Source organism: Pseudomonas sp. P1.8, from assembly GCF_001269805.1.
In the GTDB taxonomy this organism is placed as follows: domain Bacteria; phylum Pseudomonadota; class Gammaproteobacteria; order Pseudomonadales; family Pseudomonadaceae; genus Aquipseudomonas.
In genome coordinates, this window is record NZ_LHVM01000010.1 from 123,945 (window position 1) to 146,219 (window position 22,275).

General features: G+C 58.8%; 24 protein-coding genes and 1 tRNA gene. 16 read left to right on the forward strand and 9 right to left on the reverse strand.

Annotated features, from left to right (window positions below; translation table 11 throughout):
• Positions 1-38 precede the first annotated feature (38 nt).
• From AD668_RS09165 to AD668_RS09175, 3 genes are all read right to left on the reverse strand, one after another.
• The gene (locus AD668_RS09165) at positions 39-1,010 is read right to left on the reverse strand and encodes a magnesium and cobalt transport protein CorA (protein WP_053157330.1); all 972 of its coding nucleotides are present in this window, start codon (positions 1,008-1,010) and stop codon (positions 39-41) included.
• 157 nt (positions 1,011-1,167) lie between these two features.
• Positions 1,168-1,890 carry a 1-acyl-sn-glycerol-3-phosphate acyltransferase gene (locus AD668_RS09170; protein WP_053157333.1) on the reverse strand — a complete coding sequence of 241 codons (723 nt, stop codon included), beginning with the start codon at positions 1,888-1,890 and terminating at the stop codon, positions 1,168-1,170.
• Positions 1,891-2,105: 215 nt separating this feature from the next.
• Positions 2,106-2,795 (reverse strand): crotonase/enoyl-CoA hydratase family protein, encoded by a 690-nt coding sequence (locus AD668_RS09175; RefSeq protein ID WP_053157336.1) that lies wholly within the window; start codon positions 2,793-2,795, stop codon positions 2,106-2,108.
• A 64-nt stretch (positions 2,796-2,859) separates the two neighbouring features.
• Between AD668_RS09175 and AD668_RS29435 the strand changes: the two genes are divergently transcribed.
• From AD668_RS29435 to AD668_RS09215, 9 genes are all read left to right on the forward strand, one after another.
• The gene (locus AD668_RS29435; protein WP_156322322.1) at positions 2,860-3,009 is read left to right on the forward strand and encodes a hypothetical protein; all 150 of its coding nucleotides are present in this window, start codon (positions 2,860-2,862) and stop codon (positions 3,007-3,009) included.
• Between the two features lie 93 nt (positions 3,010-3,102).
• Positions 3,103-3,192, forward strand: a tRNA-Ser gene (locus AD668_RS09180).
• A 328-nt stretch (positions 3,193-3,520) separates the two neighbouring features.
• Positions 3,521-3,703, forward strand: coding sequence for a hypothetical protein (locus AD668_RS09185; protein WP_082344447.1), 183 nt, complete (start codon positions 3,521-3,523; stop codon positions 3,701-3,703).
• 104 nt (positions 3,704-3,807) lie between these two features.
• Positions 3,808-4,128 carry a YbjQ family protein gene (locus AD668_RS09190; protein ID WP_053157341.1) on the forward strand — a complete coding sequence of 107 codons (321 nt, stop codon included), beginning with the start codon at positions 3,808-3,810 and terminating at the stop codon, positions 4,126-4,128.
• A gap of 147 nt (positions 4,129-4,275) precedes the next feature.
• On the forward strand, positions 4,276-4,464 hold the full coding sequence (locus AD668_RS09195) for a hypothetical protein (RefSeq protein WP_053157344.1): 189 nt from the start codon (positions 4,276-4,278) through the stop codon (positions 4,462-4,464).
• 310 nt (positions 4,465-4,774) lie between these two features.
• Positions 4,775-5,143, forward strand: a complete 369-nt coding sequence (locus tag AD668_RS09200) for a hypothetical protein (protein ID WP_053157347.1) — start codon at positions 4,775-4,777, stop codon at positions 5,141-5,143.
• A gap of 112 nt (positions 5,144-5,255) precedes the next feature.
• Positions 5,256-5,723 (forward strand): glycine zipper domain-containing protein, encoded by a 468-nt coding sequence (locus tag AD668_RS09205; protein ID WP_053157350.1) that lies wholly within the window; start codon positions 5,256-5,258, stop codon positions 5,721-5,723.
• A gap of 126 nt (positions 5,724-5,849) precedes the next feature.
• The gene (locus AD668_RS09210) at positions 5,850-6,032 is read left to right on the forward strand and encodes a hypothetical protein (RefSeq protein ID WP_053157352.1); all 183 of its coding nucleotides are present in this window, start codon (positions 5,850-5,852) and stop codon (positions 6,030-6,032) included.
• Between the two features lie 85 nt (positions 6,033-6,117).
• Positions 6,118-6,333 (forward strand): hypothetical protein, encoded by a 216-nt coding sequence (locus AD668_RS09215; protein WP_053157355.1) that lies wholly within the window; start codon positions 6,118-6,120, stop codon positions 6,331-6,333.
• Positions 6,334-6,945: 612 nt separating this feature from the next.
• Here AD668_RS09215 and AD668_RS09225 read toward each other — a convergent pair.
• The gene (locus AD668_RS09225; protein ID WP_053157361.1) at positions 6,946-7,692 is read right to left on the reverse strand and encodes a 3-oxoacyl-ACP reductase family protein; all 747 of its coding nucleotides are present in this window, start codon (positions 7,690-7,692) and stop codon (positions 6,946-6,948) included.
• Positions 7,693-7,818: 126 nt separating this feature from the next.
• Here AD668_RS09225 and AD668_RS09230 point away from each other — a divergent pair, with 126 nt between their 5' ends.
• On the forward strand, positions 7,819-8,745 hold the full coding sequence (locus tag AD668_RS09230) for a LysR family transcriptional regulator (RefSeq protein ID WP_053157364.1): 927 nt from the start codon (positions 7,819-7,821) through the stop codon (positions 8,743-8,745).
• A 30-nt stretch (positions 8,746-8,775) separates the two neighbouring features.
• Here the strand turns inward: AD668_RS09230 and AD668_RS09235 are convergent, their stop codons facing one another.
• Positions 8,776-9,510 (reverse strand): phosphoadenylyl-sulfate reductase, encoded by a 735-nt coding sequence (locus AD668_RS09235; RefSeq protein ID WP_053157367.1) that lies wholly within the window; start codon positions 9,508-9,510, stop codon positions 8,776-8,778.
• 173 nt (positions 9,511-9,683) lie between these two features.
• On the opposite strand from AD668_RS09235, the gene thrH reads away from it, so the two are divergent.
• Positions 9,684-10,301: a bifunctional phosphoserine phosphatase/homoserine phosphotransferase ThrH gene (gene thrH / locus AD668_RS09240; protein WP_053157369.1), complete on the forward strand. Its 618-nt coding sequence runs from the start codon at positions 9,684-9,686 to the stop codon at positions 10,299-10,301.
• Positions 10,302-10,404: 103 nt separating this feature from the next.
• Here the strand turns inward: thrH and pabB are convergent, their stop codons facing one another.
• The 4 genes from pabB to AD668_RS09260 form a co-directional block, all read right to left on the reverse strand.
• The gene (pabB, locus tag AD668_RS09245; protein ID WP_053157372.1) at positions 10,405-11,748 is read right to left on the reverse strand and encodes an aminodeoxychorismate synthase component I; all 1,344 of its coding nucleotides are present in this window, start codon (positions 11,746-11,748) and stop codon (positions 10,405-10,407) included.
• A gap of 211 nt (positions 11,749-11,959) precedes the next feature.
• Positions 11,960-12,946 carry an alpha-L-glutamate ligase-like protein gene (locus AD668_RS09250; protein WP_053157375.1) on the reverse strand — a complete coding sequence of 329 codons (987 nt, stop codon included), beginning with the start codon at positions 12,944-12,946 and terminating at the stop codon, positions 11,960-11,962.
• Positions 12,946-14,481: an inactive transglutaminase family protein gene (locus tag AD668_RS09255; protein WP_053157378.1), complete on the reverse strand. Its 1,536-nt coding sequence runs from the start codon at positions 14,479-14,481 to the stop codon at positions 12,946-12,948. The genes AD668_RS09250 and AD668_RS09255 overlap by 1 nt, the downstream gene beginning before the upstream one ends.
• 5 nt (positions 14,482-14,486) lie before the next feature.
• Complete coding sequence (locus AD668_RS09260) at positions 14,487-15,023, reverse strand: ATP-dependent zinc protease (protein ID WP_053157381.1); 537 nt, start codon at positions 15,021-15,023, stop codon at positions 14,487-14,489.
• 300 nt (positions 15,024-15,323) lie between these two features.
• Here AD668_RS09260 and AD668_RS09265 point away from each other — a divergent pair, with 300 nt between their 5' ends.
• From AD668_RS09265 to prpF, 5 genes are all read left to right on the forward strand, one after another.
• Positions 15,324-16,043, forward strand: coding sequence for a GntR family transcriptional regulator (locus AD668_RS09265; RefSeq protein WP_053157384.1), 720 nt, complete (start codon positions 15,324-15,326; stop codon positions 16,041-16,043).
• Complete coding sequence (gene prpB, locus AD668_RS09270) at positions 16,040-16,930, forward strand: methylisocitrate lyase (protein ID WP_053157387.1); 891 nt, start codon at positions 16,040-16,042, stop codon at positions 16,928-16,930. Before AD668_RS09265 ends, prpB begins: the two co-directional genes overlap by 4 nt.
• 159 nt (positions 16,931-17,089) lie before the next feature.
• Positions 17,090-18,217, forward strand: coding sequence for a 2-methylcitrate synthase (prpC, locus tag AD668_RS09275; RefSeq protein WP_053157390.1), 1,128 nt, complete (start codon positions 17,090-17,092; stop codon positions 18,215-18,217).
• Between the two features lie 197 nt (positions 18,218-18,414).
• Positions 18,415-21,009 carry a Fe/S-dependent 2-methylisocitrate dehydratase AcnD gene (gene acnD, locus AD668_RS09280; protein WP_053157393.1) on the forward strand — a complete coding sequence of 865 codons (2,595 nt, stop codon included), beginning with the start codon at positions 18,415-18,417 and terminating at the stop codon, positions 21,007-21,009.
• A gap of 67 nt (positions 21,010-21,076) precedes the next feature.
• A complete protein-coding gene (gene prpF / locus AD668_RS09285) occupies positions 21,077-22,267 on the forward strand; it encodes a 2-methylaconitate cis-trans isomerase PrpF (RefSeq protein ID WP_053157397.1) in 1,191 nt (396 codons plus the stop codon).
• The last annotated feature ends 8 nt before the right edge of the window (positions 22,268-22,275 follow it).

Below are 22,275 nucleotides of genomic sequence, written 5' to 3' on the forward strand. Positions count from 1 at the left end.
CTGTGGCGAGGGAGCAAGCTCCCTCGCCACAAAGTCTGTCAGAGCCACCCCGACTTCTTGAAACTCGCCCACAAACTCACGCATCCCACTGTAATAAACCCCAACACCGCAAAATATCCGTAGTGCCACGTCAGCTCCGGCATGTTTTGGAAATTCATCCCGTAAATCCCCGCCACCGCCGTGGGAAACGCGAGAATCGCCGCCCATGCGGCAAACTTGCGTTGCACCACGCTCTGACGAGATGCCTCAAGCAATACGCCAACTTCGATTGTCTGGCTGGCAATATCTGCCAGCGTTGTCAGGTCTTCCATCTGCCGCGTGACATGAATCTGCACATCGCGAAAATACGGACGCATGTTCTTGTCGATGAACGGGAAACTCAGCCTTTGCAGCTCCTCGCCGATCTCCACCATCGGCGCCGCAAATCGGCGCAGGCGCAATACATCGCGACGCAAGCTGTGGAGCTTTTGAATATCGCGTTCATTCAGGGAGCTGCACATGACATTGCGTTCCAGTTCGTCGATTTCGGCGTGGATCGCTTCGCCCATCGGCTGGTAGTTTTCAATGACGAAATCGAGGATGGCATAGAGTACGAAATCTTCTCCGTGCTCGAGCAACAACGGTCGCGCCTCACAACGCTGTCGGACTGATGCGTAGGACGCCGAGTGGCCGTTGCGTGCCGTAATGATGTAACCGTTTCCGGCAAAAATATGCGTTTCGATAAACTTGAGTTTGCCGTCTTCCCGAATGGGCGAATACGTAACGATAAACAGTGCATCGCCAAAGGTTTCAAGCTTTGGCCGACTGTGCTTTTCCAGGGCATCTTCAATGGCCAGTTCATGCAGGTTGAACTGGCGTTGCAGATTGGACAGTTCCTCTGCATTTGGCTCTTCCAGGCCGATCCAGACGAAGTGATCTGGCTTTGCGGCCCATGCCGCACCTTCGTCGAGGGTGATATCGGTGACTTTCTTACCCGCGCTGTAAACCGCAGCAGCAACAACTCTACCCATGGTCTTTATTCACTTATTGGCAGCTTTTATTGGCAGCTTTCTGTTCTGAGGAAGTTCAGCTTAGCCTTGTCTGCTACTTGAGAGTCAGTGAAATCTGGCGAGTTCGCTGGCAAAAGTTTGCAGGCAAAAGAAAACCCGCATCAGACGGGTTTTCTTTTCAGGCTGCTTGCAGTTGCCGGTCCATTGACGCGATGCATTCGCGCATCTGTTCGCGGCACTGAGCCATCAACATCGGCATGTCATCCAGGCTCAATCCAGCGGTAGGAATCGCCGGCAGCGAGCGAATCAGAATTTTCCCACTGCGCCAGCGGTTCAATCGCATGTGTTTGACGTAAGTACTGACGCATACCGGAACGATCGGCACTCCCGCAGCGATGGCCATCTGAAAGGCGCCTTTCTTGAACGGCAGCAATTCTTCACCCAGATTGCGCGTGCCTTCCGGGAACACCCAGATCGAGGTGTCTTCATTTTGCAGGGTGTGGGTAGTGGTCAACATCGACTGACGCGCCTTTTGCGCATTGCCACGGTCAATCAGCACGTTGCCGGCCAGCCAGAACAACTGACCGAACAGTGGCACCCACTTCAGGCTCTTTTTGCCGATGCAGACGGTACGGCGCGGTACTACGTTGCCGAACACAAACAAGTCGTAGTTGGACTGATGATTGGCGATGATCACGCAGCTGTCCGGTTTATCCATCAACGGCCCGACGTCGGCTTTGACCCGCAGGCGCAAAATGCACATGGCCGGCCATGCATAGAGGCGCGCGCACAAGCGGCTGTTGTCCGGATTGAACGGGCGGCAGAGACCGAGCACGACACCCAGCACACCTGCTATGACAAAGTGCAGGCCCATCAATGACATACGTAAAACAAACAGCATTTACAGGCCCCACCGGGACAAAAAGGTGGCGCAGTGTACGGATGTGCACTGTTTTCGGCAATTGCCGTTACAGATGTAGGAGATGGCCGATGTTTGTGCGCATGTTTCCGACTTGTTGGTCAGATGCGGCCTAGAGCGGTTACAGACATTTAACTGCGTCATGTACGAAAAAGCCCAACACGACGGTCGGGCTTTTCGTTATCGCAACAAAGGGATCAGCCCAAATGCTGCTGGTCCTGAATGATTGCGTTATCCAGGGTCTCCAGCAGTGCTTTGCGCACTTTCAGCTTGGTGTTCTTGTGAGCCGTCATGTTGATTTTCTTCAGTTGACGAGCCGCCGCCAGCGCTGCGCCCTGAAGCTCCTCGGCCGACACCACGACGTCGAGGAATCCTGCATCCACGGCGCTCTGCGGATTGAACATTTCACCGTTGATGACTGAGCGATGGAACGCCGACTTGCGCAGGCGATCACGGGCCAGTTCAATGCCGGCATGGTGCATGGTCATGCCGATCTGAACTTCGTTCAGGCCGATACTGAAGGCGCCGTCGACGCCGATGCGGTAGTCGGCCGACAACAGCAAAAAAGCTCCCTTGGCCACGGCATGCCCAGGGCATGCGACGATCACCGGGAAGGGGTGCGAGAGCAGGCGGCGGGCCAGGGTCGAGCCCGCGGTCACTAGGGCCACCGCTTCTTTAGGACCGGTTGTCATCACCTTCAAGTCATAACCGCCGGACAGAATCCCTGGCTGACCGGTGATGATCACCACTGCACGATCAGCCACAGCCTGATCCAGCGCAGCGTTAAACGCAGCGATCACGTCTGGGGAGATGGCATTGACCTTGCCATTGCTCAAGGTCAGGGTCGCGATACCGTCTTCGAGGTGGTAGGAAATCAACTCACTCATGACGCTATTCCTTTCAGTAAAGTTGGGCAGACGTTACCCACCGTTGCATGCCAGGTAAAGCGCCGTGACTGACCCGCCAGTCACCCTTTTCCCGCCCACCGAGCGTCGTGCGCTGTGCTGGCTGCCTGTTTCCCTCTATATAGAGAAGGGCGCGACCCCGGAGATTGGCCGGTTTGCCATGGCCTGCGCAGGCGAAAACACTGAATTGCGTTAACCGCATGAAAATTCTGCAAAAAATGTTTGCCAACAGAAATGCTTTCGACTACATTAGCGCGCCTCGACAGACAGAACATGTTTGAAGAGATACGGTGAAGTGTCCGAGTGGCTTAAGGAGCACGCCTGGAAAGTGTGTATACAGGAAACTGTATCGAGAGTTCGAATCTCTCCTTCACCGCCAAATTCGATGTAAACAAAACCCCTGGTTTCGAAAGAAGCCAGGGGTTTTGTGCATCTGGAACGTAATATTTTTGCGGATCCACTCTGTTATTTTGGGCGTTCCGGCGAGGCTGTATCTGAATTTTATGTAGGAAAGCAGAGCGGCGTGTAGGGCTCTACGCTTGAAAGCCAATCATCATGGACTATGTAGAGGACTCAGTGCCTTGCGAAGGTCTGTTCTGCTGGGGTGTTCGTTACTGCGCCCACCGGTACAAAATGGATGGAAGGGCAACGTGACTGGCACGTGCCAGCACCAGGATGGACACACATTCGTTATGCAGGACCTCACCATGGAACAGGCGGAGCTGGAAAAGATTCATGTGGAGATCGTCAAGCTCATGGCCGAGCAGCGCAAGTTGAATGCCGAAGCTGGAAAGATGACCCGCGAGACTTTTTGGTATCTGGTGGCTGTTGCCACAGGTTTGATCGGGATCGTAGCAACAGTCACGACGGTGTTGATCAAACTCTTCTGACTCCATTTCAAATCGGCAAGAGCCGCCCCCCGTCCGTCGCTTCAGCGGTCGTAACTGTTTAAAGCGTCTTGGGTGAATGCCTGAACTCTCAAAAAGGAAGCTTCATGATCACCACTACAACCCACACCATTGAAGGCCGACAAATCACGGCGTACCTGGACATTGTCAGTGCCGAGTCTGTGCAGGGCATTAACGTTGTCCGCGACATGTTTGCCGGGATGCGAGACATTTTTGGCGGACGTTCCCAGACGCTGGAGCGCGCATTGCAGGAAGCGCGGATGCAGGCTACCGACGAAATCAAGGAACGGGCGCGGGCGCTTCAGGCGGATGCAGTGGTCGGGCTGGATTTTGAAATCAGCATGCCTGCCGGTAAAGGCGGGATGGTGGTGGTGTTCGTGACCGGGACAGCGGTCAAACTTGCATGAGTCAGGCGTGAGCCATTCGTCGGGCATGGGGTGATCTGAACAGCGGGTCTGGTGGTGACCGGCTAGTCTCAAAACCCTTGGTGGTCGATATTTTCAGGCAAATCCGGACTTGCCGGTATCGATTCCGTTTTTGAGAGGGGTGAAGAGATGGCTGATCCGTACATCGAGGACGACGGCGCAGAGTTTCCGATCAATAACTACGTACAGTGCGGCCAAACCCAGTATGTGGCCAGTTTTGGCGAAGACCAGACGGAAGTCGACAGGATCAAGACCCGAGCCTGTCGGGTGCAGAAGGGCAAATTTTTACCCAGGGTGCCTGCCCCCGCCAGGAAGTGATTGATCCGAAAGCAGACCCCGCCATTGAGCGGGGTTTTTCATGCCGCACGGAATTGTAACCAGCCGTCAACTGCGAAACATTTTTCACAAAGTTTTCACAGATGCCGTCGTAGTCTCAGCTCATCCGTTAGAAAGCAACACCTGGCCCGTTTCCCCAGCGGGCTTTTTTTTGCCCGTAATAAAACCTTTCCCGAAAATGCTGTCCAACCATCGCCAATCGCGATGTTGAACCGGCGTGCTGGACATTGTCTGCGCGAAAGCATTCAATCTCGCCCCCTTTTTGTTTAGCTCTATTTTTGAGGTTTTCGTAATGCGTTTGACTCTGCCTGCTGTGGTTCTGGGCCTTTTGGTTACTCAAGGTGCAATGGCTGGCGACGGCACTGCCGCAGTCGGTGGTGGTTTGGGCGGCGCCCTGGGTAACGTTGTTGGCCAGAGCATGGGCGGCAGCACCGGCGCAGCGATTGGTGCTGGTGTCGCTGGCGCGGCAGGCAGTGCCGTTGCCGCCAAAAAAGGTCATCGCACCAGCGCTGCGATCGGTGGTGGAGTTGGCGCAGCCGGTGGTTCGGTGATCGGCCACAGCCTGGGTGGCAAAACCGGTTCCACTATCGGTGCCGGCCTGGGCGGAGCATTGGGTGGTGGCGTGGGCAGCAACCTGGCCAATGGTCACAAGCGTCACTGATCCTGATTGTCGATTCGAAAAACCCGGCCTGATGCCGGGTTTTTGCGTTAATGAACGTTTATCGCTTTTACACCTCGAATGCTTCATACCCTGGAAGAATGCGAGGCATGCCATGTACCCGAAAACCCAAGGCAATGAAGCGACGAGCCTGAATGTTCGACACTGGACGTTGCCTGCGATTGTTTTTGGATTATTGATTGCGCCGGTCGCGCTGGCGTCAGGTGATGGCAACGCTGCGGTAGGCGGTGGTCTCGGCGGAGCGTTGGGTAATGTCGTCGGTGGGCAAATGGGCGGCAGCACCGGTGCAGCCGTGGGCGCTGGTGTAGGCGGTGCAGCGGGCAGCGCGGTCGCGGCGCCGAAGGGCAGTCGCACAGAAGCTGCAATTGGTGGCGGGTTGGGATCAGCCGGCGGTTCGGTGATCGGCAACAGTCTGGGTGGGTCGACCGGATCAACTATCGGCGCAGGCCTGGGCGGCGCGGCCGGCGGTGCTGTCGGCAATAATCTTGGAACAGACAACGACCACTCACATTCCGGTGGGGGTCATAAACACAAGAACAAACACAAGAACAAGCATCATTGAGCCGCAGGGCTCAACAGTAGAAACCCGGCCTGGTGCCGGGTTTTTCGTTTCTGTCTGTCGGGCTTCGGAACGTTTTTCTGCAGGCCGCCTCGAACTTCATACACCCCGAATGTTTTGAGGCTGACCATGACGCCGGAAACCGAAGGCAGGGAAGAAAAAGGCCCAAGCGGTCTGCCATTTATCAATGATCCCGGCAACGAAGACCCGGGTTCGCTGATGGACGACGCGACGGTACCGCTCAACGACGCCGATGATGCGGGCGACGTAGGCAACACAGATTCTGAAACGGAGGAGGACGACGAACAGTGACCGGCGGTCTTTTTTATCGAACGCGTTCATCGTGCCAGCCTCGAAACATCAGGGCCTGCATTTCAAGCTCGATGAGAGGTGCCAAATGAACACTGATCCCAAAGACTCCGATATTGACGAAACTCCAGAGTATCCATTGCCGTCGCCCACCGATTCGTTGAGTCGTGATCAACGGCCGCCTGACGAGGCAGGCGTCGAACAAGTGCCGAGCGATAGCGATGATGCAAAGCGCGGTGATGTCGAGGTGGGCCCTGATGATCCTGACATTGCCGGAGACGACTGTTCGGGGGAACCGAGCTGACCCTCGCCCCTTGTGGACGCTCGTCGATTGAGTGGCACCCCGTCAATGGCGCAGGTGTCAGATCAGGTATGCAACTTTGAAAGGAGGTGCACCATGATCAGTTCAAAACTGATGGCGTTGACGGTGGCCGGTTTGTTATCGGTTGGTTCTTCGATGACGTTTGCCCAATCGTCTGGCAGTGGGTCGCCTGTCGACAAGGGTGGGATGCCACCCTCCACCGAAATGAACGCCGGCCAGTCGGGGCCGGAGAATGCGTTGCCACCCGGGTCGATCGGTGGTGGCAATGGTGGCGATGCGGATGGGAGCAGCACCAGCCCGGGAAAGGGGAGCGGGTCGATGAGCGGTGGCAGTTCAACACAGAGCGATTCTGGGCGTGGGTCTGGAGAATCAGGTAGTTCGGGAGCTGCTGCGGATGAGGAGGCTGGGGGGTAATTTGTCTATGCGTCAACCTTTATGACCCGGCCATACGCTGGGTTTTTCTTGTGTGATCTTTAAACGAATCAGCTGTGATTGAATGCACCGCCGAAAGCGGGCTTGGCGAAGGCAGGGGCCAGATAACATTGATGTCGTCTGATTCACTGCTATCGCGCCAGCCTGCTTCGTATTGCCGCGTCAGGCGCCAAAACCACCGTCGATCGTCAGGCTCGCACCGGTGATGTACCCAGCTTCCGGGCCAACGAGGTAAGCGACGAAACTGGCGATTTCTTCAGCTTTACCGTAACGACCCACCGCCATCAACGGGATCAGGCTGTCGGCGAAGTCGCCGTGGGCCGGGTTCATGTCGGTGTCGACCGGGCCCGGTTGCACGTTGTTGATGGTAATGCCTTGCGGGCCGAGGTCACGCGCCAGGCCTTTGGTCAGACCGACTAGTGCCGACTTGCTCATGGCATACGGGCCACCACCTGCAAAGGGCATGCGGTCGGCGTTGGTACTGCCGATGTTGATGATGCGTCCCCCTTCTGTCATATGCTGCGCGGCCGCCTGGGTAGCGATGAACACACTGCGCACGTTGATGGCCAATGTCTGGTCGAAGTCTTCGAGCTTGAAATCGGCCAGCGGAGCGACGGCCAGAACACCCGCGTTGTTGACCAGGATATCCAGGCGACCGAACGCCTCTACCGTCACGTTTACCGCGTTGCGAATGGCGTCGGCATCGGCGCTGTCCGCCTTGATCGCCAAGGCTTTGCCACCCAGAGAGATAAGGCTGTTTTGCAGTGCTTCGGCTTTCGCGGTGGAGCTGACATAGGTGAAGGCAACGCTCGCGCCTTCAGCGGCCAGGCGTTTGACGATGGCGGCGCCAATGCCGCGGGAGCCACCTTGAATCAATGCCACTTTGCCGCTGAGGTTCTGAGTAGTCATGTCGATCTCCAAAGTCCCGAGGCGAGATGTCCCGGTTGATGGAGCCTAGTATCGATTCTGGTTTACAGGCTGTGTAGACGGTCATTGCTATAGTCTGTGTAAACCAGAAGTTTATAGTGGTGTGTCATGGAAACCTTCAGCAGTATCGAATGCTTTGTGCGCAGCGCCGAAGTCGGCAGTTTCGCCGAAGCCGCGCGACGCTTGAGCCTGACACCGGCGGCGGTGGGCAAAAGCGTGGCCAAACTTGAAGCGAATCTGGGTGTGCGGTTGTTTCAGCGCAGCACTCGCAACCTCACCCTGACTGAGGCCGGCCAGTTGTTTTTGAGTCAGGTCAGCGCCAGCCTGACGACTATTCAGAACGCCGTGGCCAATCTGGCCAGCGCCGAAGGTCTCCCGGCGGGCACCTTGAAAGTCAGCATGGGCACGGTGTTCGGGCGGTTGTATGTCGTGCCGTTGCTCGGTGAATTTCTGCAGCGATATCCGGCGATCAACCCGGACTGGCATTTCGATAATCGTCAGGTTGACCTGATTGCCCAGGGGTTCGACGCGGCGATTGGTGGCGGATTTGAGTTACCCCAGGGTGTCGTGGCGCGCAAGCTGGCACCGGCGCATCGGGTGTTGCTGGCGTCTGCCGATTATCTTGCTCGGCGCGAAGCGATCAGGGAGCCCGATGATCTGCAACACCACGACGGCATCCTGATTCGCTCGCCGCAAACCGGACGTGTGCGTTCCTGGCAGTTGAGCGGACGCAGCCCCCAGCACTGCCGCCCATTGATGCTCAAGGCGCGAATGACCATGAGTGATTCGGATGCGGCTTGCGCTACGGCGGCTCAGGGTTTGGGGGTTGCGCTGGCGAGCATGCCGTTCGCGGTGAATTATCTGGAGGCGGGCACGTTGCAGCGTGTGTTACCGGACTGGTACATCGATGACGGTAACATTTCGATCTATTACGCCGAGCACAAACTGCTGCCGGGCAAGACTCGAGCGTTCGTCGATTTCATCATCGAGCAGTTTGCCGAGCTGGGGTTGGCGCAGCGGTTTAGTGCTGCTTGAGCAGCACTCGAGACCGAAGTTGAATCGGGGTCAGCCCTTGCTGATGATGTTCCCGGCATGCAACCCGCATTCTTTCTGCGTGGCTTCTTCCCACCACCAGCGACCTTCGCGCTCGTGCTGGTTCGGAAGTACCGGGCGGGTGCAAGGTTCGCAGCCGATGCTGATGAAACCACGCTCATGCAGGCTGTTGTACGGCAGCTCCAGCATGCGGATATAGCCCCAGATCTCTTCGCTGGTCATTTGCGCCAACGGATTGAATTTGTACAGGGTACGCTCCGGAGTGGAGAACGCGGTGTCGATTTCCATTGCCGCGACGGCGCTGCGGGTGCCGGGGCTCTGATCCCGACGCTGGCCGGTGGCCCAGGCCTTCACGCCAGACAGCTTGCGGCGCAACGGTTCGATCTTGCGGATGCCGCAGCATTCGCCATGCCCGTCCTTGTAGAAGCTGAACAGGCCTTTTTCCTTCACGAAGGGTTCGAGTTTGGTGTAGTCCGGCGACACCAGTTCGATGTCGATCTTGTAGTGCTCGCGCACTTGATCGATGAAGCGGTAGGTCTCCGGGTGCAGGCGACCGGTGTCGAGGCTGAACACCTTGACGTTCTTGTTCAGCTTCCAGGCCATGTCCACCAGGACCACATCCTCGGCACCGCTGAAGGATATCCACAGCTCATCGCCGAACTCGGCAAAAGCCAGCTTCAGGATGTCCTGGGCGGATTTATTGGCATAGGTCGTGGCGAGTTCCACGACGTCGAACGTTGGGCTCATCAGGGCGGTTTCCTACAGGTCGGTGGCGCTGGGCGCTCTATATGGGGTCGATGGTAACAAAAAGCTGCGCAGATCGGGGCACCCTCTGCGTTGCGCAGGCCCGCCCGAGTCGCTAGAGTTCGGCAGTCTTTTTGCTCGCTCGACTCAATAATCAATACAAATGGGAGTGTCTTGTGGAAATTGCCTGTCTGGATCTTGAAGGTGTACTGGTCCCGGAAATCTGGATCGCCTTCGCCGAAAAAACCGGGATCGAAACCCTCAGGGCCACCACCCGGGACATTCCCGACTACGACGTGCTGATGAAGCAGCGCCTGCGGATCCTCGACGAGCACGGCCTGAAACTTTCGGACATTCAGGAAGTGATCGCCACGCTCAAGCCGCTGGACGGCGCCATCGAGTTCGTCGACTGGCTGCGCGAGCGCTTCCAGGTGGTGATCCTGTCGGACACCTTCTATGAGTTTTCGCAGCCGTTGATGCGCCAACTGGGCTTCCCGACCTTGCTTTGCCATCGTCTGATTACCGACGAAAGCGGGCGAGTGACGAGCTATCAGTTACGTCAGAAAGATCCCAAGCGTCAGTCGGTCCTGGCCTTCAAGAGCCTCTACTATCGGGTGATAGCGGCGGGGGATTCCTACAACGACACCACGATGCTCGGTGAAGCGGATGCGGGGATTCTATTCCATGCGCCGGATAACGTGATCGCCGAGTTCCCGCAGTTTCCGGCGGTGCATACGTTTGAGGCGTTGAAGCAGGAGTTCATCAAGGCTTCGAACCGGACCTTGAGCCTTTAATCGGCCGGACTGACGCTTTCGCTGGCAAGCCAGCTCCTACAAGGTCGTCGCCATCTTCGCGATGTACGCGATTCCTGTAGGAGCCGGCTTGCTGGCGAAGCTTTTAAAGGTTTTGCAGGGTGTCGAGCAGTACCTTCACCTTGGTGATCGATTCCTGATATTCGGCTTGCCACTCGGAGTCGGCCACTATCCCGCCACCGCCCCAGCAACACACCTGCCCATCCTTGACCAGCAAACTGCGAATGGCGATGGAACTGTCCATCTCGCCGCGCACGTCCAGGTACATCAACGAACCGCAATACAGTCCGCGCCGGGTCGGTTCCAGCTCGTCGATGATCTGCATCGCACGAATCTTCGGCGCGCCGGTGATTGAGCCGCCGGGGAAGCTGCCGGCGATCAGGTCCAGGGCATCACGGTCATCCGCCAGTTCGCCGGTCACGCTGCTGACCAGGTGATGCACGTTTGGATAGCTTTCCAGGCTGAACAACTCCGGCACCCGGACCGAACCGGTGCGGCAGGTGCGTCCGAGGTCATTGCGCAGCAGGTCGACGATCATCAGGTTTTCCGCGCGATCCTTGGGGCTGGCCAAGAGTTCGGCGGCGTTCGCTGCATCCTCTTCGGGGGTCGGGCCTCGTGGCCGCGTGCCTTTGATCGGACGGGTTTCAACGTGACGCTGGCTGACTTTGATGAAGCGCTCCGGCGACAGACTCAGCACTGCACCGCCGTCGGGCAGGGCCTGGAAACCGGAAAACGGCGTCGGACACGCGGCCCGCAATGCGCAGTAGGCTGCCCAGGAATCGCCTTGGCAGGGGGCGTGAAAGCGCTGGGCGAAGTTGACTTGATAACAGTCGCCGGCCTGAATGTACTGCTGAATGCGCTCGATCGCCCGGCGATACTCATCAATGTTGAGGTCGGCAATCATCGGGGTTTGCAGTTTGAAAGGCTCTACCGGCTCAGGCGCGGGCTGAGTGAACAGCGCGATCAAGCGTTGGCGCTCGCTGTCGGTCAGGGACGGGTGAAACACCAGTTGACTGCTTTTGTGCTGGTGATCGCTGATCAGTGCCCAGCCATACAAACCAAAACGTGCGTCCGGCAATTGCAGGTCATCCAGCGCCTGACTCGGCAGGCGTTCCAGATGCCGGCCGAAGTCGTAACTCAGGTAGCCGATCAAGCCACCGGCGAACGGCAGCTCATAAGCTTGGGGCAGGGATGCCTCGCCCAGTCGTGTCAGGTTATTGCGCAGGCGTTGCAGGAAATCGTTTCCACTTTCGTCAGGCGCTACCGTCAATTGCTCCAGCGGCCAGGCGCTGAGCAGGTCATAGCGGCCGCGGTCGGCGCTCGGCCGGCCGCTGTCGAGCAGCACGGCGCCGGGGGCATGGCGGATCGCCGCGAAATATTCAGCGGGGTTGGCGCGATAGGGCAGCGGGTGTACGGAACAGGTCAACATGGGCGGGGGAGATCAGCCATTGAGGCGGGGTGGCGATTGTAGTCCCCTCGGGGAATTGCTCCTAGAGGGATGTCGGAGATTGGCAGGTTGAGGTGGGATTGAAGATTGTTATGGCTGTAAAACCGCTATCGCGAGCAGGCTCGCTCCTACAGGGGGTAGCGCAATCCCTATGGAGCGAGCCTGCTCGTGATAGGCGTAAGCCGGTTCTGAATCAACCCTCGACCGGCGGAATATGCCCAAACATTTCCTGCACAAACGCTACGCGCTCTTCGACGGTTTCAGTCACGCCCCGGGCCTTGAGCTCTTCCAGCCGCGCTTCGACGGCGTGGGTGCGCAACGTCAATCCACAATCGTTGGCAATCTGGATGTTCAGCCCCGGCCGGGCATTGAGTTCCAGGATCAATGGGCCTTTTTCCTGATCAAGCACCATGTCGACTCCGATGTAGCCCAGCCCGCACAGCTCGTAACAGCCGGCAGCGAGTTTCATGAAACCGTCCCAGTAGGGCAATTGCACGCCGTCCACCGCGTTGGTGGTGTCCGGGTGTTTGGTGATGATGTTGTTCAGCCAGGTACCGCGCAACGTCAGGCCTGTCGCCAAGTCGACGCCGACGCCAATCGCACCCTGGTGCAGGTTGGCCTTGCCACCGGACTGGCGGGTCGGCAGGCGCAGCATGGCCATCACCGGGTAGCCCATCAGCACGATGATGCGGATGTCCGGCACGCCTTCGTAGCTGATGCTCTTGAAGATCTGGTCCGGGGTGACGCGATATTCGATCAGCGCCCGATCCCGATGCCCGCCGAGGGAGTACAGGCCGGTGAGGATGCTGGAAATCTGATGCTCGATTTCCTCATGGCTGATGATCTTGCCGGACACCGTGCGATAGCGGCCCTCGAAGCGGTCGGCAATCACCAGGATGCCGTCCCCGCCGGCGCCCTGGGCCGGTTTGATCACGAAATCGTTGCGCCCGCCAATGATCTTGTCGAGGTTATCGATTTCCTTCTCGGTCGAGATCACGCCATACAGCTCCGGCACATGAATCCCGGCGGCGATGGCGCGTTCCTTGGTGATGATCTTGTCATCGACGATCGGGTACAGGCTGCGCTTGTTGTACTTGAGCACGTAGTCCGCGTTGCGCCGATTGATGCCCATGATGCCCCGGGCTTCCAGGGCCTTCCAGGTCTTCCAGAAGCCGAACATCAAGCGTCAGCCTTTTTCAGGAAGGCCTTGAAACGCACCAGTTCAGTCAGGCGGTAACCGCGATAACGACCCATTGCCAGCATGAAGCCCACCAGGATCAGCAGGATGGCCGGGAAGGTGAAGACGAAGTACACCAGTTCGGGCACGCTCATGATCAGGTGCGCAAGAGATGCCGCGAATAGCGTACCGATGGCTACTTTCATCGCATGGCTGGCGCCGCGTTCTTCCCAGGTGATCGACAGGCGTTCGATGGTCATGGTCAGAATCACCATCGGGAACAACGCGACCGACAAGCCGCGCTCCAGGCCAAGCTTGTGGCTGAACAGGCTGATGGCCGCGATCAGCACTACCACGAAGGTCAGCACCACCGACAGCCTCGGCAACATCTGCAACTTCAGGTGTTCGAGGTAGGAGCGCAAAGACAGGCCCAGTGCGGTAATGATCGTGAACAGGACGATGCCAAATCCCAGCTGGGTTTCGCGGAACGCCAAGGCGATCAGCACCGGGGTGAAGGTGCCCAGGGTCTGCAGCCCGATCAGGTTGCGCAGGATCAGGATCACCAGTACGCCGATCGGGATCATCACCATGATCATGAAGGTCTGCTGGGTTTGCAGCGGCAGGCCGTACAGCGAGTATTCGAGGAAGTTGGCGTCGGTGTTTTCATCGGTCAGCTTGGCCAGGCGAATGGCGTTCATTTCGCTGTTGTTCAGGCTGAAGGTCACGTTGGCTTTCTTGCCGCCATCGACGGTGATCAGGTTTTCGTCACCGGTCCACCACAACAGGCGGTCGGTCGGCAGGCCCTGTTCGCCGGTTTCCGGGTTGAAGTACAGCCAGTCGGTGCCGTTGAAGCTGCGCAACCAGAGCTCCGGCATTTGCGGCTGGTCGGCCACCAGGCGGATGGTGTGGACCTTTTCCACCGGCACGTGGGCGATGGACAACAGCAGTTCGACCGTTTTCGCTTTATGCGCCGTCGACGGATCGCCGGCCAGCAGCAATTTCACGTTGTCGTCGCTGAGATTGTTGACACGCTTGATGGCTTCGCCGATGAAGGTCTCGACGTCGGCCGAGTGCTGGCGGATCGGCGCGAGCAGGGCTTCGGCGGCGATTTTTTCCGGGCCTTCGATGACCATGCTGTCGCGGAATGTCGGACCTTTGACCTTGAGTTTCTCGCCGGAGTAGCGCTTGGTCAGCACCAGGCGGTAATAGAGGGTCTGGTTGCCCTTGGCCCGGCGCGCCGACCAGGTGACCTTGCGGTTGCCGTCGACCCGGTTCACCGCCACGCCATAGTTGTTGGAAATGAAGCTTTCATTAAGGCTGACGAAGTCGCGGCTCAGGGGCGGCACGAACATCTGGATCTTGACCGGGTCCTTGGCGCTGGCGACGAACTCGACCTTGGCATCGATGTTCCACAGGTCGTCGGTGGCGTCTTCGGTCACCGGAATGCCCAGGACGAAGATCTGATAGGCCGTAACTGAAATGCCCAGCACCACCAGGATGGCGATCAGCAGTTTCAGATGAAGGGTAAGAGAGCGCATTGGAATTACTCTGCGGTATGAGCGTCGGTGGTGCAGGCGGGTTTGCCGGCAGCATATTTAAGGCTGGGATCGACCAGCGCATCGAATCGTTTGAGGGCTTCGGAGCCGATCAAGAGCGGGTATTGGAAGGCACTTCGGTCAGTAAGGTTCACTTCTATGCTGCGCAAAGCCGTGCCCATGCAGATATCCAGTTCGATGACCGGACGGGCGGTGTACTTCTTGCCTTCTTCTGGATCGTAGTCGCCGGCCCGACGCTTGATCTTGCTGACACGGGCCAGCGGCCGTTCGATCGGGTGCGAATGGGCGGCGTCGATGGCCAGGTAAAACCGGACCCATGACTCGCCATTGCGTTTGAAGCGCTTGATGTCCCGTGCACTTAAAGAAGCGGTTTTGGCGCCGGTGTCGAGTTTGGCGGCCACTTCCAGGTCGATGCCATTAAGGGAAGCGTATTCGTTGAGGCCATACACGGTCTTTTCCCCTGCCAGCGCAAATCCGGGCAAGCAAAGGAAATAAAGGAATGTGGGGAAGGGCTTGAGTCTCATAAATCCTGGTGCACAGCGGTCCGTACTTCGATTCAGGGCCCTGGCATCGCTGCGCAAGCTCCTTCGTATGCCTATCAGGGATTGATGACAGACAGTGCAGATGTGACAAACAAATGCGGGCGGCATTCTAGCACGGTGGTTTTATGGCGCCAGCGCTGGCCGACAGCTATAAAACAATGGCTTGCTTCATTGCAGGGCAACCGGTTATCAGAAGATTGTCGACAATATCTATTTATCCTTTGACTTGGTACCCTGTATTCGCTAATTTTTGCGGCACTGGCTTACAAGGTGTCGACAATCATGCTGGATCAACTCGATCCCCCGGTTTCTACGCAAGACGATACGGAGACGCTTTCCGAGAACGTCTTCCGCCGCATTCAAGCGGCCATCGTCAAGGGTGATATCGCTCCGGGCAGCAAAATTTCCGAACCGGAACTGGCGCGCACCTACGGCATCAGCCGGGGCCCGCTGCGCGAGGCCATCCACCGCCTGGAAGGGCAGCGTCTGCTGGTGCGCGTACCGCATGTCGGGGCGCGCGTGGTGTCGCTCAATCACGCCGAACTGGTGGAACTCTACGAGATCCGCGAGTCGCTGGAAGGCATGGCCTGCCGCCTGGCCGCTGAGCGCATGAGCCTGGAAGAAATCGACGAACTGCGTCGGGTCCTGGAGACCCACGAGCGCGATGCGGCATTTCAGGCCGGTGTCGGCTACTACCAGCAGGAAGGCGATTTCGACTTCCACTACCGAATCATCCAGGGCAGCGGCAACCGTACGCTGACCCAGATGCTCTGCGGCGAGCTGTATCAACTGGTGCGCATGTACCGCATCCAGTTTTCCACCATGCCAAATCGTCCACACCAGGCGTTTGCCGAGCACCACCGAATTCTCGATGCCATCGCCGACCGTGACGGTGAACTGGCCGAGTTGTTGATGCGCCGTCACATCGGCGCGTCCAAACGCAACATCGCCCGTCATTACCAGGACGGCGCCAACCCGACAGCCAAACGAGGTGAGTCATGAGTTTGAACAAGAGCACTCCAGGCCAGCGTTTCCGCGATGCGGTCGCCAGCGAGCATCCATTGCAAGTGGTCGGCGCGATCAATGCCAACCACGCACTGCTGGCCAAGCGCGCCGGTTTCAAGGCGATCTACCTGTCAGGTGGCGGGGTGGCTGCCGGCTCCCTCGGCCTGCCGGACCTGGGTATCACCGGTCTGGACGACGTGCTGACCGACGTGCGTCGCATCACCGATGTTTGCGACCTGCCTTTGCTGGTCGATGTCGACACCGGTTTCGGCTCGTCGGCCTTCAACGTGGCTCGCACCGTCAAGTCGATGATCAAGTTCGGCGCAGCGGCGATTCACATCGAAGACCAGGTCGGCGCCAAGCGCTGCGGTCACCGTCCTAACAAGGAAATCGTGACCCAGCAGGAAATGGTTGACCGCATCAAGGCCGCCGTCGATGCCCGTACTGACGACAGCTTCGTGATCATGGCTCGTACCGACGCCCTGGCCGTGGAAGGTCTGGAGTCTGCCCTGGATCGCGCCGCTGCCTGCATCGAAGCCGGCGCCGACATGATTTTCCCGGAAGCGATCACCGAGCTGGACATGTACAAGCTGTTCGCCAGCCGCGTGAAAGCGCCAATTCTGGCCAACATCACCGAATTCGGCGCGACGCCGCTGTACACCACCGAGCAACTGGCCGGTGCCGATGTATCGCTGGTGTTGTACCCGCTGTCGGCCTTCCGCGCCATGAACAAGGCTGCGGAAAACGTCTACAACGCACTGCGCCGCGATGGTACGCAGGCGAATGTCATCGACACCATGCAGACCCGCATGGAGCTTTACGATCGCATCGACTACCACACCTTCGAGCAGAAGCTCGATGCGTTGTTCGCCGCGAAGAAGTAATGATTAAAAGATCGCAGCCTTCGGCAGCGCCTACACCGACCTATTTCTCCTGTAGGAGCTGTCGAGTGAAACGAGGCTGCGATCTTTTCGGCAATACGCGATAGACCTGATGAATCAAATTTTGCCGATTCCCTAATAAATTCAAGATTGGAGACAGCAATGGCCGAAGCAAAAGTACTCAGTGGCGCCGGGCTCCGTGGCCAGGTTGCCGGGCAAACCGCACTGTCCACCGTGGGCCAGTCGGGTGCCGGTCTGACCTATCGTGGTTATGACGTTCGTGAACTGGCGGCTGACGCGCAGTTTGAAGAAGTCGCTTACCTGCTGCTGTACGGCGAACTGCCGAGCAAAGCACAACTGGCCGCCTACGTTGCCAAGCTGAGCAAGCTGCGTGACCTGCCGCAAGCGTTGAAAGAAGTGCTGGAACGCATCCCCGCCGACGCCCACCCGATGGACGTGATGCGCACCGGTTGCTCGTTCCTGGGTAACCTGGAGCCAGAGAACAACTTCTCCGAGCAGCACGACAAGACCGACCGCCTGCTGGCTGCCTTCCCGGCGATCATGACCTACTGGTATCGCTTCAGCCATGAAGGCAAGCGCATCGAGTGCGTGAGCGACGAGCAATCCATCGGCGGTCACTTCCTGCACCTGCTGCACGGCAAGAAGCCGAGCGAGCTGCACGTCAAAGTGATGAACGTTTCGCTGATCCTGTACGCAGAGCACGAGTTCAACGCATCGACCTTCACCGCCCGTGTTTGCGCATCGACCCTGTCCGACCTGTATTCCTGCATCACCGCGGCCATCGGTTCGCTGCGCGGTCCGCTGCATGGCGGCGCCAACGAAGCGGCGATGGAAATGATCGAGCGCTTCAGCTCGCCGGAAGCGGCGATCGAAGGCACCCTCGGCATGCTGGAACGCAAGGACAAGATCATGGGCTTCGGTCACGCGATCTATAAGGACAACGATCCGCGCAATGAAGTGATCAAGGGCTGGTCGAAAAAACTCGCTGACGAAGTGGGCGACAAGGTGTTGTTCCCGGTCTCCGAAGCGATCGACAAGACCATGTGGGAGCAAAAGAAACTGTTCCCGAACGCCGACTTCTACCATGCCTCGGCGTACCACTTCATGGGCATTCCGACCAAGCTGTTCACACCGATTTTCGTCTGCTCGCGCCTGACCGGCTGGGCGGCGCACGTGTACGAACAGCGTGCCAACAACCGCATCATCCGTCCAAGCGCCGAATACACCGGCGTCGAACAGCGCAAGTTCGTGCCAATCGAACAACGCTGAATGGTGGAGGTTTGACGCAGGGATCTGAATTCAACGCAGATCCCTGTAGGAGCGAGCCTGCTCGCGATGGTGTGTCATTCACACTGGTGTCGTCTGACACACCATCGCGAGCAGGCTCGCTCCTACAGTGGATCGTGTTGATTTCGAAGCCTGCGTCGGCCCCGCCTTTTGAAATTACCGTGACCGAGTCCTGACCGATGAACACAGAATTCCGCAAATCGCTGCCCGGCAGCAAACTGGACTACTTCGACGTCCGCGCGGCAGTCGAGGCCATTCAGCCCGGCGCCTATGACACCCTGCCTTACACCTCTCGCGTGCTGGCGGAAAACCTTGTGCGTCGCTGCGACCCGGCCACGCTCACCGAATCCCTGAAGCAATTCATCGAACGCAAGCGCGACCTCGATTTCCCGTGGTTCCCGGCCCGCGTGGTGTGCCACGACATCCTCGGCCAGACCGCACTGGTCGACCTCGCCGGCCTGCGTGACGCCATCGCCCTGCAAGGTGGTGATCCTGCGCAAGTGAACCCGGTGGTACCGACGCAATTGATCGTCGACCACTCCCTGGCCGTCGAGCGCGGTGGCTTCGATCCGGAGGCGTTCGAGAAGAACCGCGCCATCGAAGACCGTCGTAACGAAGACCGTTTCCACTTTATCAACTGGACCAAAAAGGCGTTCAAGAACGTCGACGTGATCCCGCCAGGCAACGGCATCATGCACCAGATCAACCTGGAGAAAATGTCTCCGGTGATCCAGGTGCGTGACGGCGTGGCGTTCCCTGACACCTGCGTCGGTACCGACAGCCACACCCCGCACGTCGATGCGTTGGGCGTGATCGCCATTGGTGTCGGTGGTCTGGAAGCCGAGAGCGTGATGCTCGGCCGTGCCTCGTGGATGCGTCTGCCAGAAAGCGTCGGCGTCGAGCTGACCGGCAAGCTGCAACCGGGCATCACCGCCACTGACATGGTGCTGGCGCTGACCGAGTTCCTGCGCAAGCAAAAAGTCGTCGGCGCATGGCTGGAATTCTTCGGCGAAGGCGCTTCCGCGCTGACCCTCGGCGACCGCGCAACCATCTCCAACATGGCCCCGGAATACGGCGCCACCGCGGCGATGTTCTACATCGACCAGCAGACCATCGACTACCTCAAACTCACCGGTCGCGAAGACGATCAGGTGCAGCTTGTGGAGCAATATGCCAAGACCACAGGTCTGTGGGCTGACAGCCTCAAGGGTGCGCAATACGAGCGCGGCCTGACGTTCGATCTGTCTTCTGTGGTGCGCAACATGGCTGGCCCGAGCAACCCGCACGCCCGTGTAGCGGTTTCCGATCTGGCGGCCAAAGGTATCTCCGGCCAGTGGGACGATGTTCCGGGTCAAATGCCGGACGGCGCGGTGATCATTGCCGCCATCACTAGCTGCACCAACACCAGCAACCCGCGCAACGTGATTGCCGCCGGCCTGCTGGCGCGCAATGCGAACAAGCTCGGCCTGACCCGCAAGCCATGGGTCAAATCGTCCCTGGCCCCAGGTTCGAAAACCGTGGCGCTGTACCTCGATGAAGCGGGCCTGACCGATGAGTTGGATCAGCTCGGTTTCGGCGTCGTGGCCTTCGCTTGCACCACCTGCAACGGCATGTCCGGTGCACTGGACCCAGTGATTCAGCAAGAAATCATCGACCGCGACCTGTACGCCACTGCCGTGCTGTCCGGCAACCGTAACTTCGACGGCCGGATCCACCCGTACGCCAAGCAAGCGTTCCTGGCTTCGCCGCCATTGGTCGTTGCTTACGCCATCGCCGGTACCATCCGTTTCGATATTGAAAAAGACGTGCTGGGCGTGGTCGACGGCAAGGAAATCCGTCTGAAAGACATCTGGCCGAGCGACGAAGAAATCGACTCGGTGGTCAAAGCCTCGGTGAAGCCTGAACAGTTCCGTCAGGTGTACATCCCGATGTTCGCCATCCACGAAGACACCGGCCCGAAAGTCGCGCCGCTGTACGACTGGCGCGAAATGAGCACCTACATCCGCCGTCCTCCGTACTGGGAAGGCGCGCTGGCCGGCGCTCGTCCGCTCAAGGGCATGCGCCCACTGGCGGTACTGCCGGACAACATCACTACTGATCACCTGTCGCCGTCCAACGCCATCATGCTCGACAGCGCCGCTGGCGAATACCTGGCGAAAATGGGCCTGCCGGAAGAGGATTTCAACTCTTACGCGACTCACCGTGGTGACCACCTGACCGCACAGCGCGCGACCTTCGCCAACCCTAAACTGTTCAACGAAATGGTTCTGGAAAACGGCAAGGTCAAGCAGGGCTCGCTGGCTCGCGTCGAGCCGGAAGGCAAAGTGATGCGCATGTGGGAAGCCATCGAAACCTACATGGACCGCAAGCAGCCGCTGATCATCATCGCGGGCGCCGACTACGGTCAGGGTTCGTCCCGCGACTGGGCCGCCAAAGGCGTGCGTCTGGCCGGTGTGGAAGCGATTGCCGCCGAAGGTTTCGAGCGCATTCACCGCACCAACCTGGTGGGCATGGGCGTGTTGCCGCTGGAGTTCAAACCGGGCACCAACCGTCACACCCTGGCCATCGACGGCAGCGAAACCTATGACGTGATCGGCGACCGCACCCCGCGTGCCGACCTGACGCTGGTGATCCATCGCAAGAACGGCGAGCGCGTCGATGTGCCGGTGACCTGCCGCCTCGACACCGCTGAAGAAGTGTCGATCTACGAAGCCGGTGGCGTACTGCAACGTTTCGCCCAGGACTTCCTCGAAGAATCGGCGGTTGCCGTTTAACACACGCTCTACACACACGGGACTTTGAGTCCCGTGTGTGTTTTCAGGCTAAGGAGTAAGCAAGACCATGGCTCATGCACCGCAAATCAAAATTCCCGCGACCTACATGCGCGGCGGCACCAGCAAAGGCGTGTTCTTCAGCCTTAAAGACTTGCCGGAAACAGCACAGGTCCCAGGCCCGGCCCGCGATGCCTTGTTGCTGCGCGTGATCGGCAGCCCCGATCCGTACGACAAGCAAATCGACGGCATGGGTGGCGCAACTTCCAGCACCAGCAAAACCGTGATCCTGTCAAAAAGCACCCAGGCCGATCACGACGTCGACTACCTGTTCGGTCAGGTCTCCATCGACAAGCCCTTTGTGGACTGGAGCGGCAACTGCGGCAACCTGACGGCAGCCGTCGGTTCGTTCGCTGTCAGCAACGGCCTGGTCGACGCCAGCCGCATCCCGCACAACGGCGTGGCCGTGGTTCGCGTATGGCAGGCCAACATCAGCAAGACCATCATCGCCCACGTGCCGATCACCAACGGTGAAGTCCAGGAAACCGGCGATTTCGAACTCGACGGCGTGACCTTCCCAGCCGCTGAAGTGCAGGTCGAGTTCCTCGATCCGGCAGCGGACGAAGAGGGCGGCGGCGGTTCGATGTTCCCGACCGGCAACCTCGTGGATGAGCTGGAAGTACCCGGCGTCGGCACCTTCAAGGCGACCCTGATCAACGCCGGCATCCCGACGATTTTCGTCAATGCCGAAGACATCGGCTACAAAGGCACTGAGCTGCAAGGCGCGATCAACGGCGATCCGAAAGCCCTGCTGATGTTTGAAACCATCCGCGCTTACGGCGCACTGCGCATGGGCCTGATTTCCAACGTCGACGAAGCGGCCAAACGGCAGCACACGCCGAAGGTGGCCTTCGTTGCCAAGCCGGCGGACTACGTATCGTCCAGCGGCAAAGCCATTGCGGCGGGCGATGTCGACCTGTTGGTGCGTGCATTGTCGATGGGCAAGTTGCACCACGCGATGATGGGCACGGCAGCGGTAGCCATCGGCACGGCGGCAGCGATCACCGGTACGCTGGTCAACCTTGCAGCGGGCGGCACCGAGCGTAATGCGGTGCGCTTCGGGCATCCGTCCGGCACCTTGCGCGTCGGCGCTGAAGCCAGCCAGGTGAACGGCGAGTGGACCGTGAACAAGGCCATCATGAGCCGCAGTGCGCGGGTGTTGATGGAAGGTTATGTGCGTGTGCCGGGTGATTCGTTCTGATTCACGCT

Excerpts from the sequence above, each read along its gene's own strand:
- AD668_RS09165 (WP_053157330.1), bottom strand. The coding sequence starts at position 1,010 with ATGGGTAGAGTTGTTGCTGCTGCGGTTTACAGCGCGGGTAAGAAAGTC.
- AD668_RS09170 (WP_053157333.1), bottom strand. The coding sequence starts at position 1,890 with ATGCTGTTTGTTTTACGTATGTCATTGATGGGCCTGCACTTTGTCATA.
- AD668_RS09175 (WP_053157336.1), bottom strand. The coding sequence starts at position 2,795 with ATGAGTGAGTTGATTTCCTACCACCTCGAAGACGGTATCGCGACCCTG.
- AD668_RS09185 (WP_082344447.1), top strand. The coding sequence starts at position 3,521 with ATGGAACAGGCGGAGCTGGAAAAGATTCATGTGGAGATCGTCAAGCTC.
- AD668_RS09190 (WP_053157341.1), top strand. The coding sequence starts at position 3,808 with ATGATCACCACTACAACCCACACCATTGAAGGCCGACAAATCACGGCG.
- AD668_RS09195 (WP_053157344.1), top strand. The coding sequence starts at position 4,276 with ATGGCTGATCCGTACATCGAGGACGACGGCGCAGAGTTTCCGATCAAT.
- AD668_RS09200 (WP_053157347.1), top strand. The coding sequence starts at position 4,775 with ATGCGTTTGACTCTGCCTGCTGTGGTTCTGGGCCTTTTGGTTACTCAA.
- AD668_RS09205 (WP_053157350.1), top strand. The coding sequence starts at position 5,256 with ATGTACCCGAAAACCCAAGGCAATGAAGCGACGAGCCTGAATGTTCGA.
- AD668_RS09210 (WP_053157352.1), top strand. The coding sequence starts at position 5,850 with ATGACGCCGGAAACCGAAGGCAGGGAAGAAAAAGGCCCAAGCGGTCTG.
- AD668_RS09215 (WP_053157355.1), top strand. The coding sequence starts at position 6,118 with ATGAACACTGATCCCAAAGACTCCGATATTGACGAAACTCCAGAGTAT.
- AD668_RS09225 (WP_053157361.1), bottom strand. The coding sequence starts at position 7,692 with ATGACTACTCAGAACCTCAGCGGCAAAGTGGCATTGATTCAAGGTGGC.
- AD668_RS09230 (WP_053157364.1), top strand. The coding sequence starts at position 7,819 with ATGGAAACCTTCAGCAGTATCGAATGCTTTGTGCGCAGCGCCGAAGTC.
- AD668_RS09235 (WP_053157367.1), bottom strand. The coding sequence starts at position 9,510 with ATGAGCCCAACGTTCGACGTCGTGGAACTCGCCACGACCTATGCCAAT.
- pabB (WP_053157372.1), bottom strand. The coding sequence starts at position 11,748 with ATGTTGACCTGTTCCGTACACCCGCTGCCCTATCGCGCCAACCCCGCT.
- AD668_RS09250 (WP_053157375.1), bottom strand. The coding sequence starts at position 12,946 with ATGTTCGGCTTCTGGAAGACCTGGAAGGCCCTGGAAGCCCGGGGCATC.
- AD668_RS09255 (WP_053157378.1), bottom strand. The coding sequence starts at position 14,481 with ATGCGCTCTCTTACCCTTCATCTGAAACTGCTGATCGCCATCCTGGTG.
- AD668_RS09260 (WP_053157381.1), bottom strand. The coding sequence starts at position 15,023 with ATGAGACTCAAGCCCTTCCCCACATTCCTTTATTTCCTTTGCTTGCCC.
- AD668_RS09265 (WP_053157384.1), top strand. The coding sequence starts at position 15,324 with ATGCTGGATCAACTCGATCCCCCGGTTTCTACGCAAGACGATACGGAG.
- prpB (WP_053157387.1), top strand. The coding sequence starts at position 16,040 with ATGAGTTTGAACAAGAGCACTCCAGGCCAGCGTTTCCGCGATGCGGTC.
- prpC (WP_053157390.1), top strand. The coding sequence starts at position 17,090 with ATGGCCGAAGCAAAAGTACTCAGTGGCGCCGGGCTCCGTGGCCAGGTT.
- acnD (WP_053157393.1), top strand. The coding sequence starts at position 18,415 with ATGAACACAGAATTCCGCAAATCGCTGCCCGGCAGCAAACTGGACTAC.
- prpF (WP_053157397.1), top strand. The coding sequence starts at position 21,077 with ATGGCTCATGCACCGCAAATCAAAATTCCCGCGACCTACATGCGCGGC.